The following is an 18,097-nucleotide window of genomic DNA, read 5'->3' as shown; positions in this document are numbered from 1 at the left end:
TTTCTCTATTGTCGAGATAAAAAAATAGCCCCCATAATGGGAGCTATCTAAATCAATTGGCTAACGCCGCCTTCTGCGCTGCGACAATTTCCGTAATGCCGACTTTCGCCGACTCGAGCAATGCCATCAGCTGTTCGTGACTGAACGGTTCACCTTCTGCGGTGCCCTGAATTTCAATCATCTTGCCTTCTTCGGTCATTACTACGTTCATGTCTGTGTCTGCCGCTGAATCTTCAACGTATTCAAGATCACACAATACTTCGTCGCCTAGTAAGCCGACAGAAACTGCCGCTACGTGGCCTTTCATTGGGTTTGCTTTTAGCTTGCCGCTATCTACTAGGTGTTGGAACGCATCGGCCATTGCAACACTTGCGCCGCTGATAGATGCAGTGCGAGTGCCGCCGTCTGCTTGGATAACGTCACAGTCAACGGTGATCATGAACTCACCCATGGCTTTTAGATCGACAACAGCACGTAGGCTTCGCGCGATAAGACGCTGAATTTCCATCGTACGGCCGCCTTGTTTGCCACTTGCCGCCTCACGACGAGTACGAGAATGTGTTGCTCGAGGTAGCATGCCGTATTCAGCTGTAACCCAGCCTTTACCTTGACCTTTTAGCCAACGTGGCACAGATTCTTCGACGGTCGCATTACACAACACTTTGGTGTTACCGAACTCAACTAGCACTGACCCTTCAGCGTAAGCTGTGTAGTTACGAGTAATTTTGATAGGGCGAACTTGATCCGCCTTGCGATCGTTTGGACGCATGGGCATCTACCTTAAATATGAGGAGAAGACGATTTGGTTGGGCGAAGATTATAACGGAATCGATTCCGGATTCATAGGTTACGCCGCTGGCACAACATAAACAATCCATACATCCCGCGCACCTATCGACGCAGCATGATACACTCTTGAAGTAATTTTCAAAAAATGAAGACAGGAAAATTCGATGATTTACAGTATGACAGCGTATGCACGCAAAGAAGTAAAAGGCGATTGGGGCTCTGCGGTATGGGAAATCCGCAGCGTGAACCAGCGTTATTTAGAAACATACTTCCGCATGCCAGAGCAATTTCGCGGGTTAGAGCCCGTTTTACGTGAGCGCTTTCGTAAGCGCTTAGCGCGAGGCAAAGTAGAATGTAATCTGCGTTTTGAAGCAAACCCTGCCGCAAAAGGTGAGCTTAGCATCAATGAAGCGCTTGCTAGCCAGGTAATTAAAGCCGCTGAACAAGTCATGCACATGACTGGTGAACTGAGCCGAATCAATCCATTTCAAGTCATGCAATGGCCGGGGGTAATGGAAACGCCAGAGCAAGACATGGATGCAGTAAATAAAGTGCTACTAGAAGCGTTTGATGGCGCAATGGATGAATTTATTGAAGCGCGCGCTCGTGAAGGCGAGAACATGAAAGCGCTGATTGAACAGCGTTTAGACGCCATCTCTGCAGAAGTCGTAAAAGTGCGTGCCCGCATGCCAGAAATTTTAGAATGGCAACGTGAGCGACTATTCTCGAAGTTCGAAGACGCTAAAGTGGAACTGGATCCATCTCGTATCGAGCAAGAGTTGATTTTGCTAGCGCAAAAATCGGATGTTGCTGAAGAGCTCGATCGCTTGGACTCTCACGTAAAAGAAACCACAAACATTCTGAAAAAAGGTGGCGCAGTGGGTCGCCGTCTAGATTTTATGATGCAAGAGTTCAACCGTGAATCAAACACGCTAGCGTCGAAATCCATCAGCACCGACATCACCGCATCGGGCGTTGAACTGAAAGTTCTAATTGAACAGATGCGTGAGCAGATCCAAAATATCGAATAGTTTTTTCACCCGTCCAAGAATGTCTTAAAAGCCCTGTTATTTGCTTGTAAATACAGGGCTTTTTTATTTCCCCCGCCCAAATCGGTTTGCAGACGTCCGTTACCAACTGCCTGTTTAGTGGTGGGCAGAATGGTGGGCAGTCCCCTCATTTTTGCTCAATAAGCATTTTGCGGTGAGCAAATTGGTGGGCAGTAAGTTACCCAATTTTCGCATTTAACTCGCCACCACAACAGGTTAGCTGCTGATTCAATAAGCAAATCGGTGGTGGGCAGCCATTATTGCCCCCTCCATTATTTCAGCAACTATGGAGTAAACATGGGAAAACTCACAGCAAAACAGGTTATTGCATACAGCAAAGCCGACCCAAAAAAATATTCAGATGGTGAAGGTCTATACTTTTGCGTCCGCAAACAAGGCTCGCCTTATTGGATGATTCGCTACACCACAGCCAAAGCAAGACGAGAAGCAACCTTGGGGCAATTTCCTTTAATGTCGTTGGCAGACGCCAGAATTGCCGCCGCATACTTTCGAAAGGAAGTACGTGACGGCATAGATCCTCTTCTAGAAAAACAGAAAATCGAGTTACCTGACATTGAAACCGTGGATCAACTGTTCCATGACTGGTATCGAACCGATCTGAGTAGACGACTAAAGCATCCCAAGATTCCGTATCGGGTTTACACCAAAGACATAAGCCCTGTCATTGGCATTAAGTGTATTGCTGAGGTGACCGCACGAGACGTGCGCGAAGTATTAGAACGCATTCGAGAAAGTAACCGCCCTACCATTGCCAACGACACCTTGATGTACATGAAGCAGTTGTTTCGACATGCGATTAAACTCGATTTAACGCTGAATAACCCCGCCGCAGCGTTTACCGTGGACGATGCCGGTGGCGTGGAGTCCAGTAAAGACAGGATGCTCAGCAAAGAGGAAATTCACTACGCCTTTAGCGTGTTTCATACCCATATCAATAGCTTTGGCCGCGATAACTACCTCGCTTGCTGCCTGTTTTTGGTGTTGGGCGTGCGTAAAAGCGAACTGTGCGAAGCCATGTGGCGTGAAATGGATTTAACCACGGGCGTATGGGACCTACCCAAGGAACGCAGCAAAACTGGCGTGCCGATAAGCATTCCCTTACCGCGCCAAGCCATTGCCTGGTTTAACGAGCTGCAAATCCGCGCTTGTGGCTCGCCTTATGTTTTCCCAGCCAGACGAGCAAGCCATCGTCCACATATGGGGCCAGATACGCTGAACCGCGCCATTTCTAAACTCTTTGGTCGCGAGCCAGGGCGCAAAAAACAGCCTCCCAATAAAATGGGCAAACTTGAACACTTCACCGTACACGATCTGCGCCGCACCTTTCGCAGCCTTGCCGCCTCTTTGGGCATTGCAGGCAATGTGGCCGAACGCTGTCTTAACCATAAGCTAAAAGGCGTTGAGGGTATCTACGACCGCCACGATTACTTTGAAGAGCGCCGTATTGCCCATCAAACCGTGGCTGATGTGGTTGAACCGCTAGTGAACTTTGAGCCACATTCGCAACAGCACGCAGGAGGGCATTAACATGCAATTTATGATGCGACTCGCCCCATTACCTTTCCAATAGCCGTGCTGGCAGGGCTTGGCTGGTGTATTGGCATTGCCCTACTCGAACAGTCTCATGGTATAGGCTACGCACTTACTCGGCATTGCCTGATGGTATTCGTGGTACTCGCTCCTTGGCTAATGCTAAAACTCATGTTCTACGTGATTGTCAGTTTAGGACGCAAACTGGGGCTCATCCCGCCTCCACGTCCAACGCACAGCTTGGGGTATGAAGAATCACTCTATTGGTTCAGAGTCTTGGCCTTCTTCGATGGCAAACGCAGCCGCATGCCGAAAAGGCCTATCAGGCGAAACTAACAAGCCCCCATTTGCTCACTTACCGTGGGCAGTTGGGACAATGGGGCAACACTTGATATGCCGAGCTTTAGAGGGTGAATAAGAGGAAATTACACTGCCCCAAGGAATGGGGCAATTGAGGGTCGTGCCAACAACTCCTTTCAGTCAATCAAACTACAAATTTGCAAAAGTCCCAATATGGGACTAGCATCTGTTTATGAGAATTATCGCACTATCAACCTTAAAAACATTTTGGGAAGACAGCCCAGAATACATTGACGCTAAAGAGCCTACTTTAGCGTGGTATAGGCATGTATTAAACGCTAATTGGGGATCACCGGCGGATGTGAAACAGGATTTTAGAAATGCCAGCATCCTCAGAGATGGGCGTGTCGTGTTTAACATTGCCGGTAATAAATACCGGTTAGTTGTTTGGATCAATTATGCCTACAAAGTGGTTTACATACGGTTTATCGGCAGCCATGCGCAATACGAAAAATTCGTCGGGAACGAATTTTCATGAGCAACGCGAGCCCGAAGGGTGAGGCTCATGGACGAGCCGAATAAAAAATTGATGTGCAAACGATTTGAAGCCAAAAGGTAGTAACAAGAGGTAAATATAATGGACATCAGACCTATTAAAACAGATGCCGACTACCGCGCGGCATTAAACGATATCGAAAACCTAATGATGGCGGAGCCTGATGCCGTCGAAGGTGAAAAGCTGGACATTTTGGTTACGTTAGTTGAAGCCTACGAAGCAAAGCATTTTCCAATGGATTTGCCAGACCCTGTTGAGGCAATAAAGTTTGAGATGGAGCGCAAAGGCTTAACGGTTAAAGATCTTGAACCCATGATAGGTAAAAGCAATCGTGTTTATGAAATCCTAAACCATAAGCGATCACTCACGCTAAAAATGATTTGGAAACTTCATGAAGGGCTAGGTATTCCAGCAGAGTCGCTCATCAAACCGCCGCAAGTTCGCGCTTCATAGCGCTGCGCATAAAAATTATGTTGTCATGAATGACGCTCGCTACCCAAATATTTCAGCTATTGATAACAGGCTAGCTGAGCTTGAAAACGAAAAGCAGCAGCTTCTCGCATTAAGAGAGGCTTTGCGTAGCGCTCAAAACGAGCGTTCAGTACAGACATTCACGCCAGAACAAAAAGTCGCCCTATTCAGACAACGATTTCGTGGAAGAGAGGATATCTTTGCCAATCGTTGGCAAAATCAACAGGGGCGCAGTGGCTATTCCGTAGCCTGTGATAATGAATGGGTAAACGGGGTTTGTAACAAGCCCCGCATTAAATGCCAAGACTGTTCACACCGAAAGTTTAGCGAACTAAACGAGCGCATTATTTACAGGCACCTTGCCGGTCATCAAGTGGTGGGGCTGTATCCCTTACTGAAAGATAATACGTGCTATTTGTTGGCAGCCGATTTTGACAAAGGCTGTTGGCAAGAAGAAGTCAAAGCAATGTCTAAAGCGTGCCAAGCGTTTGATATTCCACACGCGATAGAAATCTCGCGTTCTGGCAACGGAGCGCACTTATGGATCTTTTTTGACACCAACATCCCAGCTAACCAAGCTCGGGCACTTGGTTTCGCTTTGCTTGATAAGGCCATGGAAATATTTCCAAATCTATCGTTTGACTCCTATGACAGGCTATTTCCTAACCAAGATGTCCTTCCTGAAGGAGGGTTTAGCAATCTCATTGCGCTACCACTTCAAAAGGAGGCTCGCCTTTCAGGCCGTAGCTGCTTTGTTGACAATGACCTGAATTCGATTGACGATCAATGGCAGTACCTTGCTGAGCTTAAAACGCTCACGCAATCGAGTATTGTTCAACTCATAACAACCATTTCACCCAATACCCTATTACTGTCCGAACAAGGTCTAATAGACAACCGCCCTCCTTGGGAAATCACAGCCAAAGCCGCACCAATAAAATTAGAGTCTTTGCCGAAAACCGTGACCATTACCTTGGCCAACCATATCTACTTTTTGATGAGCGAGTTACCTGGGCCACTACTGGCAGGACTCAAGCGATTAGCGAGTTTTTCTAATCCTGTGTTTTTTAAAACACAAGCGTTACGCTTTTCAACCCATGGCATTCCAAGGTTTATTTCCTGTGCTCGTATTGAAAACGGTTATCTTGCACTACCGCGTGGCTGTCTCGATGACGCGATTGCTTTGCTACAAGAGCACAGTATTTCGCCACTGTTTGACGATAAGCGTGAAACCGGCAAACCATTATTAAAACTTACCCCTGAGTTCACTTTGCGAAAGAACCAGCGTGACGCAGTGGCCGCAATATCTAAACATGACTTCGGTATTTTGCATGCGCCGACCGCATTTGGAAAAACGGTTACTGCCATCGGCATGATCGTAAAACGCAAAGTAAATACCCTAATACTGGTTCATAGCCGACAACTGCTTGAACAGTGGCAAGAGCGATTACGCACGTTCCTACCCGACGTAAACATTGGCAGTATAGGCGGGGGTAAAAGAAAGCCAAGTGGCATTATCGACATTGCCACCTACCAAAGCTTGGTTAATAAAAAAGACAACTCCATCACGCCTCTCATCCAAGACTACGGCCACATTATTGTTGATGAATGCCACCATCTGTCTGCGCCAAGGTTTGAAATGGTACTCAACGAGGTAAGAGCAAAATATGTATTGGGCCTAACAGCAACGCCAGAGCGACAAGATGGCCATCAGAAGATCATTTTTATGGCGGCAGGGCCCATTCGCTATAAAGTGAAACAAAGTCCTGATGAGCAATTTACTCAAACCGTGATGATTCATCAGCTCTACGATATACCGCCAACTGAGCTAATAAAAACAGATGTGCGCCCAAAAATAAGCGATGCCTACCGCTGGCTCGTCGATAACCAACAGCGCACTTCAAAAATTGTCTCAGACGCCTCTCAATGTGTTCAAAATGGCGGACACCCGCTAGTCCTTACAGAGCGCAGAGAGCACGCAGAGTACGTACACTCACGACTTACCGAGATGGGTATAAGCACTGTCGTACTCAAAGGCGCCATGAAAGCTGCCGAACGCAAGAATGCTGACAATCATCTGCAATCGGCTCAAGTTGTCGTCGCAACAGGAAAATATGTGGGTGAAGGGTTTGACCTACCAAGACTGGATACGTTGTTTTTGGCCATGCCAATCGCATGGAAAGGTACATTGGCCCAATATGCCGGTCGTATTCATCGTGAATCGGAAGGAAAAACACAAGTCACCATTCACGACTATGTAGACTGCGCCCTCCCTATGCTGCAACGCATGTTTAAAAAACGCGAGAAAAGCTACAAGGCAATGGGGTACGCCCTTGAGTACATTGATGGTAACAGTGACAAGCAACCTTCACTGAAGTTAGAAAACGTCCCTTCATCAAATACCAAGCCAAAATAAACAGCAGCACTTCATTAAACACTTCCCCATGCCTTTCCCCCCATACGCCAAAACCACTATCCGTTTGGCTTTTGGATCGAAACGCCAAACAGGGAAATCAGCCCATTTACTGTTTGGCGTCTCAATTAAAATCCAACGCTGCTAAGCCTTGCCGGTACTGGCACAAAGCAAGGTTTGGCACTTTTTGCACCCTAAACCAACCTCGAATCCAAAGTACAAACTGTTTGTTTTTTCTAACCCAGAATGCAAACGATCGTTTGGCGTCTCGATTTTTTTGCACTTGGCGAACGCAGCCAAACAGCGCTGTATTGGACTATGTATATCAAACAGTTAGCCGCGCACGGGTCATCATAAAAAACCGATTTGACTGGTTAGTTTGATGGCCATTTCTTTCATCTAATTCACCACTGAGTCTTCACCCGACGACTGAAAATAGACGGCATGACGAACCAACAAGGTGATAAGTGACGTGTTATGGGCAAGTGCTAACGATTTGGATAGAGAATGGATACAGCAGGTGGTCACTTTACTGGTTGGGCATGGCGCATTTACCCTCTACCCAGCATTAAGCCAGTGCGATAATGCAGCCGAACGCCTAACCCGCTGGCTGACCTATCAGTTACCGCGCGTTAAACAAGCGCACCTAGGCTGCCCGATTCACCAATGGCTAAATAGCATTGGCGCACAAGTGATCGTAGAAAAATGGCAAAGCCCCGAGCAATGGCCAAACCTCTATTGGCTACCTTTACCTGAGGTTGATGGCCACCCGCAAGGCGGCTTGGTTTTGTTACCGGCACATTTGTTACCGGTATATTTGGATTACACGAGCCAAACCAGAACATTACAAGCAAACACACCGGCCAACGCCTGTATTTTTTGGTGCATCACGCCTTTGTCTAAAACAGGAAAGCGCGCTACCTTGCACCCCAAACAGCAAAACCGCGCCTTTTGCCTGCCCAGTTCGCCAGAGCAAATGGGCAAATCATGTACGGGGTTATTACTGAGAGGTTTTAGAAAGGAGAGCCAAAAACGAAACGGCAACGTGATCAGCCACCAGATAAACCTAGCTCTACTGCACCACCTTTGTGGGCCGGAGAATGATGTGTGGTTGAAAGCGAATTTTGGTGCCATAACTCATTACGGTACCAAAAATTAGAAGCCTGAAAAACGAGTAACCCCTCACAGGGCGCTGTTCTGACGGGTAGCGGGAGGGGTGTTGTTGATGCGATTTTAATATCAAAAGCGCCAAATAGCTCGATATTATTTGATGTCGCTTTTTAGTTACTGTTTGCTAAATTGCACAGTTGGTAAAACAACCCTTGGCAAACGCAGTCGTTCACATTGAGTACTTAAGAACTCGCGCCAATAAGGCCAAACATGGTAGCTAGCATTTTTCAGTGCAAATTCATCAATCGATTCCTGCTCTAGTTCTGCTGCGACTTGGTATTCTGCAATAAAGTCTGCTTCAACAAAGGCTTTAATATCAGGATCGCCATTTTCCTTAGGATTCACCCAACGAGTCCCCAAACGGATATAAATGCGTACCAGATGGCCATCGCCATCAATATCGATCAATTCACTTCGAAGAACAACATGCATTTGTTGCACTAACAACGCTTCAAGTTCCGTGGATTTTGGGTCAAAGTCTTCAACACACTTAGCTTGGCACGATTTAACGTATACATCCTGTATCACTAAAGCATCAATAGCCTGTTGTAACGATTTTGATACTTTTTTAACCATAACACGCCTCTAGTTCGAGTTCGTGCGATGCAACAATTCTCGTCTTTCGAGCAGTAGATGAAAAATCCACTACAGCTACATTTTTCCAGCTGGTCTGGATATTACGCTCAACACCCGCATCCAACATTAACTTATCTAAAGCAGCTGGCACTTCCGCCGCTAAACGGAGCAGTTTATCCATTGCGTCTGATTGCATCACATCGTCTGATTCGTACTTGGAAAACGCAACAGGGCCACCACCAAACACTTTTGCAGCATCAGCCTGTTTTAAGCCCCAGCGTTTACGCAAGACCTGGAGTTCATTACCCGTTAACAAGCCTTGCACCTGCTTTTTAAAAGCAATCATTGCACGCTTGTTAAAGCGAGCTTCAGCAGTACCAGCCTGTTCACTGCCGCAGCAATCACACACTGCATACTGGCTGTCAATTTGGCCTTGCTGACCTAAATGCTCAACTGTAACCCTCTCGGTATGGAGAGTTAATTGGCCCATCTCACAAATTGGACAAGTTTGACTATTCATCACATATCCTCAGCGCGACAAATGACAAGAAACCAGTAATAACAATTTACCTGTCTTGCCTATCGCAAATTTCACATAGTATTCGTAGCGCATTTCTTTATGCGCATACTCCACCCATTCATTTCTAAACAGCCGATAACTATCACATGCAGCCCAAGAAATAGCCTTATCAGTTTGACCAACTATGCACCATTCTGATTTTAGGTAACTTCCTGAACTCAGAGCGGCACAAACTAGCTGTTTAACATCATCAATATCGAATCCCATTGTCTGAACATCTTTTCTACAACGTTCAGTCAATAGCTTAGTGTTGTCACCAGCGGTTGGGAGCAATGCCTTAACCAACTCTGATGAATAAAGAGGCCCGTCTGCGATATAGATTCTGTCACTGCCAGCTTCATTAGGTGGCTGCTCATCAATATAGGCGCTTACATTTATCGCATTATTTACCATAATGGTAATTTAATCCAGTTAAAGTTGAACATTTAGCCTCACACCATTGCCGCTTCGTACACTTTTTCAACCTCGGTAAACTTAGTGACGCTCTCTAGGCGAGTTAAGGTTGTGAGTTTCATCGAGTTTTTCATTGGGCGATGTGGCACATTGGTCACTGGCGTTTGCAGTGATAGCGGTTTGCCAAGCTCAAATAAATAATACAAATCAGCAGAACCTGACTTCTTACCCGCTTGATCTTCGGTAATGGCGTAGCGTGGTAACACGGTGACTCGTTTAACCGGCCACAGTTTGTCAATTTGCTTGGATGAACTTTGAGTGTCTGAGGTAGACGCCAACGCTAAATAGCGAATTTCCTCGGCAATATGCTGCTTAAATTTCTGCAAAAACGTGCTTTGCGGCAGGTGATACCACTGCGCTGTACCTTGCTCAAATTGTTCAAAGTAGCCATTATCACGGCCGCGTTGCCCACCCAATGCCACTGTCATCTAGACTAGCCCACTGCCAACTTCGCGGCTTGTTGCCACATAAAGTGGGGCATAGGCTCTTTTAACTGCCAAGTAATACTCATCGGCTGTGACCCCGTATGCGATACATACTCCACTTCACCATAATTAACAAAACCCATAGTGCGGCCGTATTCATCTTTGCTTTGTTCACGAACAAATAAAAACAGTCGCTTACCCATTCTTTGATGCTGGATGTACTCCAAACCGCGCCCTTTGTCGGGCCTTGCACTGTTCTGTGACTGCCAGTGAAAGAGATGTTCGTTGATCGCGTAATCGTGATACATAGTGGTTGGCGAAAATTGCTTTTCATTTTTGTCTAAGGTGACAAACATCAGTTCAATATTCTGATCTTTCAACACAAATACCCCTTCGCGTGCTGGAGGTTTGCGCTCAAAAGTGGTCGCTCCAAATGCCACCAATATTTGCTCACGCGCATAACGTGCATGCAGCCTCAATGCGACCTCTGGCAAAGCCTGCATTGTTGGTTGCTCATGCTTGGTTTGTGCGAGTTGCCAATTCACAACATCCAGTAACTCTGCTTTTAACTCGCAAGCATTCAGTTTCGCTAAACTCTGTTCAATGGAATCAAAACCGCACTCTGGCCCTGTTTTTTGCCAAAAATCGTAATGACACATCAAGGCGTAACGATGGTCAGCATCTTCAATAACAAAGTTACTTTGACAAAGCTGTTTTAAGAAACTCAAATAGGCATGATCATCACAGGTCAAAATTCGGTTATGAATGGCCTTTCTGAGCATTTTCAACAGTTCTTCTTCAACTGATTTTTCGTTGATTTCATCTTTAGCTTGCTGAACTAGCTGCGACCAACTCCCTCGCTTATAAAGCTCATTCAAGTCGATGTGAGGATTTAAAGTTAAGAAATTCGACAATGTTAACGGCAGTGTGGAATGCTGAGGATATTGGCGGATCATCGCGACTAGGCGCTTCAACGTTAATGAAGCTTGACGAATATTGCTCAGTACCATTTCTTGCGTGCGCTTGCTTAACTCAATGCGACAACCGAGTGGCGCATGAGGGAAGCCTTGCTTGATTTCATCACTGATCGCGCGATGACTTTTACCGACTAAAGCTCTAAATTTATTGGCAAAGTCGTATTCAGGACGTGAATTACCAACAAAATCCATCACGGTACAACATTCTTTGCCTTCGGCTAAGCGCAAACCTCGGCCAAGCTGTTGCAAGAAAATAGTCAAACTTTCTGTTGGCCTTAAAAACAATAAGGTATCAACTTCGGGAATATCGACACCTTCGTTAAAAATATCGACCACGCAAAGCACGTTAATGCTGCCAGAACGAATCGCTTGCTGCTTTTGTTGCCGCTCTTGGCTGTTATCACTAGTCAACAAATCCGCTTTAACGCCTTTTAATAAGAGTTGCTCTGTCATGTACAGTGCATGTTCTTTGCTCACACAAAAGGCCAAAGCTTTCATTTTGCTAATATCGGTGATGATCTCCTGCATACTCAGCAAAATCTTATTAAAACGAACCTGGTTGTGGGTGTAAAGATGGGTCAGCTGAGCGATATCGTATCGCCCACGACTCCACGGGATAGTTCGAAGGTCAGTATCATCATCAATACCAAAATACTGAAATGGGCAAAGGTGACGACGATTAATAGCTTCCGGCAAACGGATCTCTGCCGCAATCACACCGCCAAAATCCGCTAGAATATCGCCACCATCATGGCGCTCTGGTGTAGCTGTAAGGCCGAGTAATATAGCAGGGGAAAAATGCTCCAGCACTGCGCGATAACTAGTCGCAGCAATATGATGCACCTCATCAATCACAATGTAGTCATAATAGTCAGCCGTTAGGTTAAGCTGTTCCAGCTGATTGTTCAGGGTTTGGATAGAAACAAACAGCTGCCGATAATGCTCTGGGGTATGCCCGCCAACCCACAACTCACCAAAAGCACTATTACGCAATACGCCACGATATGCCGCTCTGGCTTGTTTTAATATTTCTTCTCGGTGCGCGACAAACAGGAACTTAGCTTGCGGTTTTTCTTTGATAAAACGGGCAAAGTCAAAAGCTGAAATAAGGGTTTTTCCGGTACCCGTTGCCGCCACCACTAAATTACGAAAGCGCTGATGCACACTGCGTTCAACGGCCAATTGCTCCAATATGTCACTCTGATGCGGAAACGGCGAAATATCAAAGAAATGCGTAGGACTAGCCTCAAAATCTCCGCGCTGCTGGTTCAAGGCTTTTTTGAGCTTTTCGCTACTTGTTACATCGCCACTAAAGTGTTCAAAATCATGAGAAGCCCAATAGGTTTCAAAAGTGCTCAATGATTTATTGATAATGTGTGGGATTTCTTGCGAAGTAATTTTTAAATTCCATTCTAAGCCATTGGTTAGCGCTGAATGGGAAAGATTGGAAGAGCCGATATAACCAGTGTGATAACCCGTGTTGCGTAAAAATAGATAGCTCTTTGCATGTAACCGTTCACGCTCAGTGTTATAACTCAGCTTCACCTCGGTATTGGGTAAGTTCGCCAAATACTCAACCGCTTTCGCGTCAGTCGCCCCCATATATGAGGTAGTAATAATTTTTAGCTCGCGGCCGCTAGCAGTAAACTCTTCTAACTCTTTGCGAAAAATTCGGATCCCTGCCCACTTAATAAATGACACTAACCAGTAGATTTTATCCGCAGACAAGATCTCCCGCTTTAATTCAGATTCGAGCGACAACCCTGCATTACTGCCACAAAACAGCTCGCTTTGGCTTAGACCTGTTAAAGGGAAAATGTCGTTTATGTAATTTTTTAAATCGGCTGAGACAGGATTTTCGAGCTCATAGAGCGCAGTTAGAATTTTACCTTGACTGGCAAGCAAGTTGTCTTCGATAAAATCATCATCCTGAATTTGTGTTTTTAACCACAATAACAATTGGTTGGACAAAGTAATTTGCTGTTGCAGCCGATCATCACCCGCTGGCACCGCATCAATCGCATACTCAAGAATGTGTGAGAGGAAGCGAGATAACCATGTTGATGCTTCACTGCTATTGAGCTCACGTTCGCCGACATAGAATCGCTCTCGGTCAATACGACTCTCGATAAGCTGCGTTATAAGCTGCTCATAAATTCCGACTTGTTGCATGATATTCCTTTTATTCTAATGGCTGGATCAATAACAACATCGATTGATATCGCAGTTTTACCGCCAGTCCATTTTGTGATTTTGTCATTTCAACCAAGTTGTACTTGCCCAATGTTTTCAGTGTTCTCGACACATTACTGACCGCTCGACCTGTGAGCATGGCCAGCTCAGTGACCGATTGCGGCTGTTGTTCGGCGATTACTTTTAACATCTGCTGGTTTTCTTTCGACAGCAGATTGGCCACCGATTTCAGTGAGTCGAACCAGATATCAACGGGGAAATCGGGGTCGGGCGTTTGCCCTTTAATGCCAATCACGCAGCGCGATTGTTTTGCGTTTTTCATTACTCGCATAGCTTACTCGAATCGTTTGCTCACTAGGTTCCCAGCAAGTAGATAAAAAAGCGCTTGGCCAATAAAAAGACTGTACGCTTATACATAACCAGAACATCTTATCAACCACTGATAATAGAGCAAGGATATTTTCCGTTTAGGGCGACTACAAACCCAGTGTTCAGCAAGTACACAACCAGTACACTGGCGGTATTGTCTGCCTTAGCCTTTAATCCTCGCCCAGCCCTTAGGTTGACTGGCGGTACACTAAAAGGCGACAAGCCCTCACAGGGCTCATCACCTTTTTAGTCATCCAATATGCTGCCTTTCACGCAGTACATGCGTGGGCGGGTATTGTCGGGCAGGCTGACTTTTCGCTGCGGTCGGTTGCCATCAGGGACTAGGTAGCCTGCGGCCATCAGTGCTTTGGCGGCGCGATCTGGGCTTAGGCCTTCGGTGGCTTCACGCCAGCCGGTTGGGTAAAACAAGTAGAGGGTTTGTGGGCCTGTAGAGTCAAGCCAACCGGCGCGTTGGCGTACTTGGCTGCTGTAACCGGTTTGTTTGGGCGTAAAGCGGCTTTCGCCATGCTGCTCAATAAAGCTGCGCACCTGGCGAATGGCTTGTTGGTCTTCATTGGCAGCCACACCACCGCGGGCGAGTATCCATTGGTTAAGCTGGCTTAAACAGGCGGCTTCGACACTTTGGGTTGGCCAATCGAGTACTTTGGCTTGAATGGCTAACAACCCAGCGCTGGCCAGTAAGGCAAACTTTTCGGCAACTCGACGCACTTGGCCGTCCGCCTCGGGTGGTAAGCTGGCTAAAAAACGTTGGCGTACATTTTGGAAAACGGGGCGCACCTGCGCGCTGTGCTGCGTTAAATACCGTAACCAGTCCAAAGCCAAGCAGCCGTAATGTTGGCGACTTTGCTGTTTTAGGTGATCGGCTAAATCAGCGGCGTTCATGTCATGGCTATGGTTAAACACGCCCATTTGCGCTCCAGCATCGGCACTGAGATCAATCACGCGCACTTGCTGGCCGGCTTTTACGCGCTTGCCGATACTGGCAAGATGGCTTTCGAGCGTCACTTCACCAGTAGATAAAAACACTAAACGCCAACGGGCGGGTAAGCGCATTTCACCGTATTTGCCTGCACGGGTTTTACCTTGGCCATTGGCAAGCATATAAGCGACATCTCCCGCCTCTTTTGGATCAACTTCGCCCATTTCATCGAGCGCCAGCAAGGCATCGTTATGCGCTAATGCTGTGCCTTCTAAACCGTTGGCCGTGGCACGCCAACTGTGGCGCAGTTGATTAGGCTCGCCCCACACCGATAATGCTGGATACAGCGCTGCGGTTTTACCAGTACTGCTGGCACCGTAGAGGTGTAAACCAAAACCATCCACCCCGCACAAATGCAACAAAGGCGCAGCCAGAGCAGCACAAACACCAACAATTAATAGCGGGTTATCCAGACAATAACGGCCAACGTGCTGCCGCCAACTATCGCTACTACCTTGTTGAATAAAGCCTTCTATCGGGTGCATGGTTTGCAGCACCATGCGCAGGTTGTTACTGTGTTCGCTTGGGTAAAAGGTGAGGCGCGGATGCACATAAGCGTGGTGATGCCAGCCAATGCAGTTCACGCTGATGGCCTTTTGCGTGGCCAGTTCGCCCATTTGTTGAATAAACAGGGAGAGCAACTGCCGCGCTTTGACACTGTTGCTTAGCCGCATGCCTCGGCTGAGTAGGATTCGGCGGTACTCGCTGCCGTCTCCGGCCAATAGTTCTGCTGGCATGGCCCAATAGCGATGGCGATTGTCATCGTCTAACCAGTGCAATAAATAGCCGTAGTTGTCCCCTTGCGGATCGCGGGTGCGGGCGGCCACTTGCAACCAAGAACAGATTTTAACTGGGCTATCTTGCCCAGCCGGTTGCATCACCAGCCAGTTTTGCGCGTTATAGGCAAAACCAGCCGGTAATGTTGGCATGTTGTTATTCAACTCATTGGCAGGTAACGCGGTTGATGCTGATGGTTTATCTACGGCCATAAGCAGCACCGATACGGCGGGTTTCAATCCACTGGTCGATATCGCTTTCTAACCAGCCCACGGCACGCGCGCCAATCCGGATGGATCGCGGAAATTCACCATTGGCCATCAGGGCATAAATGGTGCTGCGGCCAAAGCCTGTTTTGGCCTTTACCTCGGGCAAGCGCAAAATCCGCTGCTGACGCGCTAGGTGCACTGAGTTTGTGGGTAACTGTGTGGTTGGGTTCATCGTTTGCTTCCTCACTGATCTGTTAAGTTCAGTTAGGAGTTTGCCAGTACTAAACGGACGCAGTAGGCAGATAAATGCCCGGATCGTGCAGCTTTCTGAGGGTACAAGTAGCTACTTGCCCCAGAATTTACATAATGCCCCAAGTCATAAATACCCTGTGGGCAGGGTTAGTGTGTGCCTAAGTGGCGTGAACTAAGGCTTTGCCCAGACTGCCCCAAAAGCCCAAGGGATGAGTGCCAAAAGCTTTTTCAAAAAGGGAGAGTCTTGCTCAATTAGAACGCCACAACACTTTTACGCGCATAAAAATGTAAAATATCACACTTTTCTGCGCGTAAAAGTGTAGACTGAGTTATACTACAGGCAGTTAACAGTCTAAATTGGCGGGAAATGACAATGCAGCGCAACTTACTCAACGCCCTAATAGCATGGAAAAGTCAACCTGTGCGCAAGCCATTATTGATCGATGGCGCAAGACAAACAGGTAAAACCTATCTACTGCAAGAGTTGTTTGGGAATACCTTTGCCAACATCCTTCGTATCGACTTCCTTGAAAACCCAGCTTACAAAGAAGCGTTCGATGGCTCGTTGTCACCTGACGAGCTAGTAATGAACATTGAGTTGTTAACCAACCAAGCGTTCAATCCAGACACCGACTTGCTGATATTAGATGAAATTGGCGAATGTGAACGAGCCGTAACTTCGCTGAAGTATTTTGCCGAAAAAGCACCGTCCTATTTTGTCGCAGCCAGCGGTTCAAATATTGGTTTGCTCAACACCTTCCCTGTGGGCAAGGTAGAGCAATACAATTTACGACCACTGACCTTCCAAGAATTTATTTACGCATCCAACGAGCAAGCACTGATCAAAGCATTTGATAGTCAAGCAAGCACACCGGCGGTGCACACTAAATTGATGGATAAACTAACCGACTATTTTTTTACCGGTGGTATGCCGGAAGCCGTTTCTGCTTGGTATCAGTTTAAGGATTCAAGCATTCTAGAGCGTGTTGAAAAAGTCACAAAAATTCATGCCGATTTAGTTGAAGGTTATCGCCGCGATTTCGGTAAGTACGCGGGCAAGGTCGATGCCACACTGATTGAATCGGTGTTTAATAGCATTCCAGCCCAGCTATCACTTGTCAGCGATGAGTCAGTTAAACGCTTTAAATTTAAGCATGTGCATGAGCGTAAATCTCGTTATAGCGATTTTGAAACCGCGATCCATTGGCTTAACTGCTGCCGCTTAGCTTTGCCAAACTACCCTATTGAAGGATTACCTAAATCTCCGTTGGCGGCCTATAAAAAAGACAATATGGTTAAACTATTTCTGTTTGATGTGGGCCTGCTCAATCATATGCTGGGCAGCAGTTATAAAGAGATTAAGCAACAAAACTATGAATACAAAGGCTATGTGGCTGAAAACTTTGTGCAACAAGAGCTCACAGCTATTGGCGTTGACCCAAGCTATTCATGGAATGACGCCCGCGCCGAAATCGAATTTATTTTGGCGACCGATGAAGGCGATATCATCCCTGTGGAAGTCAAAAGTGGTAAACGTACAAGAGCAAAATCGTTGGCATCCTACGTTGAAAAATGTACTCCAAATAAAACCTTTAAGTTAACGGGTACACAAGGCTCTTCAGCGTTAGAACAAACCAATATCGTGATGCCTTTGTATTTCACGCAGTATTTACCAAAGAGGTGGTAAAAGCGCGTTGCCTAGCCCCGAAGGTCTACACAAAGTTACCTTAGGGATAACAATTTGTAGACCTGATGCTTACCATTCGACACTCAGTCTTATCTCTCTTGGATACCATAGTATCCATATTGAGCTTATTTCTATTAAAATGGACATCATAATGTCCATTTCAGGCTAAGTGAGCTTTCTGCTGACTCATTACTATCGCGTAGAACCAGTGAAAAAATGGCAAAGCTATGTTGACGGAAATCGTGCTCGATAAAGCCCTTCAAAACTGCTATGTTTTAGCTCTAACAGCAGCATAAAAAC

The 18,097-nt window shown here is 46.5% G+C and carries 16 protein-coding genes and 1 pseudogene; 8 read left to right on the top strand and 9 right to left on the bottom strand.

From position 1 onward, the window contains the following. Positions 1-52: 52 nt before the first annotated feature. Complete coding sequence (rph, locus tag R8O10_RS00770) at positions 53-769, bottom strand: ribonuclease PH (protein ID WP_031780917.1); 717 nt, start codon at positions 767-769, stop codon at positions 53-55. A gap of 184 nt (positions 770-953) precedes the next feature. Between rph and R8O10_RS00765 the strand changes: the two genes are divergently transcribed. From R8O10_RS00765 to R8O10_RS00735, 7 genes and pseudogenes are all read left to right on the top strand, one after another. Beyond that, complete coding sequence (locus R8O10_RS00765; protein ID WP_005395766.1) at positions 954-1,820, top strand: YicC/YloC family endoribonuclease; 867 nt, start codon at positions 954-956, stop codon at positions 1,818-1,820. Positions 1,821-2,135: 315 nt separating this feature from the next. Beyond that, a complete protein-coding gene (locus R8O10_RS00760) occupies positions 2,136-3,386 on the top strand; it encodes a tyrosine-type recombinase/integrase (RefSeq protein ID WP_203344852.1) in 1,251 nt (416 codons plus the stop codon). A 1-nt stretch (position 3,387) separates the two neighbouring features. Beyond that, positions 3,388-3,725, top strand: a pseudogene (locus R8O10_RS00755) (hypothetical protein). 196 nt (positions 3,726-3,921) lie between these two features. Then, positions 3,922-4,227 (top strand): type II toxin-antitoxin system HigB family toxin, encoded by a 306-nt coding sequence (locus R8O10_RS00750; protein ID WP_318146074.1) that lies wholly within the window; start codon positions 3,922-3,924, stop codon positions 4,225-4,227. Positions 4,228-4,326: 99 nt separating this feature from the next. Then, entirely contained in the window at positions 4,327-4,698 is a 372-nt protein-coding gene (locus tag R8O10_RS00745) for a transcriptional regulator (RefSeq protein WP_318146075.1), read from the top strand. Positions 4,699-4,723: 25 nt separating this feature from the next. Continuing rightward, entirely contained in the window at positions 4,724-7,132 is a 2,409-nt protein-coding gene (locus R8O10_RS00740) for a TOTE conflict system archaeo-eukaryotic primase domain-containing protein (RefSeq protein ID WP_318146076.1), read from the top strand. Between the two features lie 469 nt (positions 7,133-7,601). After that, on the top strand, positions 7,602-8,288 hold the full coding sequence (locus R8O10_RS00735; protein WP_203344849.1) for a hypothetical protein: 687 nt from the start codon (positions 7,602-7,604) through the stop codon (positions 8,286-8,288). Between the two features lie 125 nt (positions 8,289-8,413). Here R8O10_RS00735 and R8O10_RS00730 read toward each other — a convergent pair whose 3' ends face one another. From R8O10_RS00730 to R8O10_RS00695, 8 genes are all read right to left on the bottom strand, one after another. Beyond that, positions 8,414-8,875: a hypothetical protein gene (locus R8O10_RS00730; protein ID WP_053106186.1), complete on the bottom strand. Its 462-nt coding sequence runs from the start codon at positions 8,873-8,875 to the stop codon at positions 8,414-8,416. Beyond that, positions 8,868-9,395, bottom strand: coding sequence for a type II toxin-antitoxin system MqsA family antitoxin (locus tag R8O10_RS00725; RefSeq protein ID WP_174170359.1), 528 nt, complete (start codon positions 9,393-9,395; stop codon positions 8,868-8,870). Before R8O10_RS00725 ends, R8O10_RS00730 begins: the two co-directional genes overlap by 8 nt. 9 nt (positions 9,396-9,404) lie before the next feature. After that, positions 9,405-9,848, bottom strand: a complete 444-nt coding sequence (locus tag R8O10_RS00720; protein WP_318146078.1) for a hypothetical protein — start codon at positions 9,846-9,848, stop codon at positions 9,405-9,407. 38 nt (positions 9,849-9,886) lie between these two features. Then, on the bottom strand, positions 9,887-10,336 hold the full coding sequence (locus R8O10_RS00715; protein WP_238938848.1) for a hypothetical protein: 450 nt from the start codon (positions 10,334-10,336) through the stop codon (positions 9,887-9,889). A gap of 5 nt (positions 10,337-10,341) precedes the next feature. Next, positions 10,342-13,482, bottom strand: a complete 3,141-nt coding sequence (locus tag R8O10_RS00710; protein ID WP_318074135.1) for a DUF3427 domain-containing protein — start codon at positions 13,480-13,482, stop codon at positions 10,342-10,344. A gap of 10 nt (positions 13,483-13,492) precedes the next feature. Continuing rightward, on the bottom strand, positions 13,493-13,825 hold the full coding sequence (locus R8O10_RS00705) for a MarR family transcriptional regulator (protein ID WP_203344845.1): 333 nt from the start codon (positions 13,823-13,825) through the stop codon (positions 13,493-13,495). A gap of 293 nt (positions 13,826-14,118) precedes the next feature. Continuing rightward, the gene (locus tag R8O10_RS00700) at positions 14,119-15,861 is read right to left on the bottom strand and encodes a DUF927 domain-containing protein (RefSeq protein WP_318146079.1); all 1,743 of its coding nucleotides are present in this window, start codon (positions 15,859-15,861) and stop codon (positions 14,119-14,121) included. Then, positions 15,848-16,090 carry an AlpA family transcriptional regulator gene (locus tag R8O10_RS00695; RefSeq protein ID WP_318146080.1) on the bottom strand — a complete coding sequence of 81 codons (243 nt, stop codon included), beginning with the start codon at positions 16,088-16,090 and terminating at the stop codon, positions 15,848-15,850. Before R8O10_RS00695 ends, R8O10_RS00700 begins: the two co-directional genes overlap by 14 nt. Positions 16,091-16,483: 393 nt before the next feature. On the opposite strand from R8O10_RS00695, the gene R8O10_RS00690 reads away from it, so the two are divergent. Continuing rightward, entirely contained in the window at positions 16,484-17,797 is a 1,314-nt protein-coding gene (locus tag R8O10_RS00690; protein ID WP_036188612.1) for an ATP-binding protein, read from the top strand. Positions 17,798-18,097 lie beyond the last annotated feature (300 nt).

The sequence above is a fragment of the Vibrio sp. 1727 genome (assembly GCF_033344415.1).
Lineage (GTDB): Bacteria > Pseudomonadota > Gammaproteobacteria > Enterobacterales > Vibrionaceae > Vibrio > Vibrio alginolyticus.
Note: the sequence above shows the minus strand (reverse complement) of the source record. Positions and strands in the feature narration are given on the sequence as shown.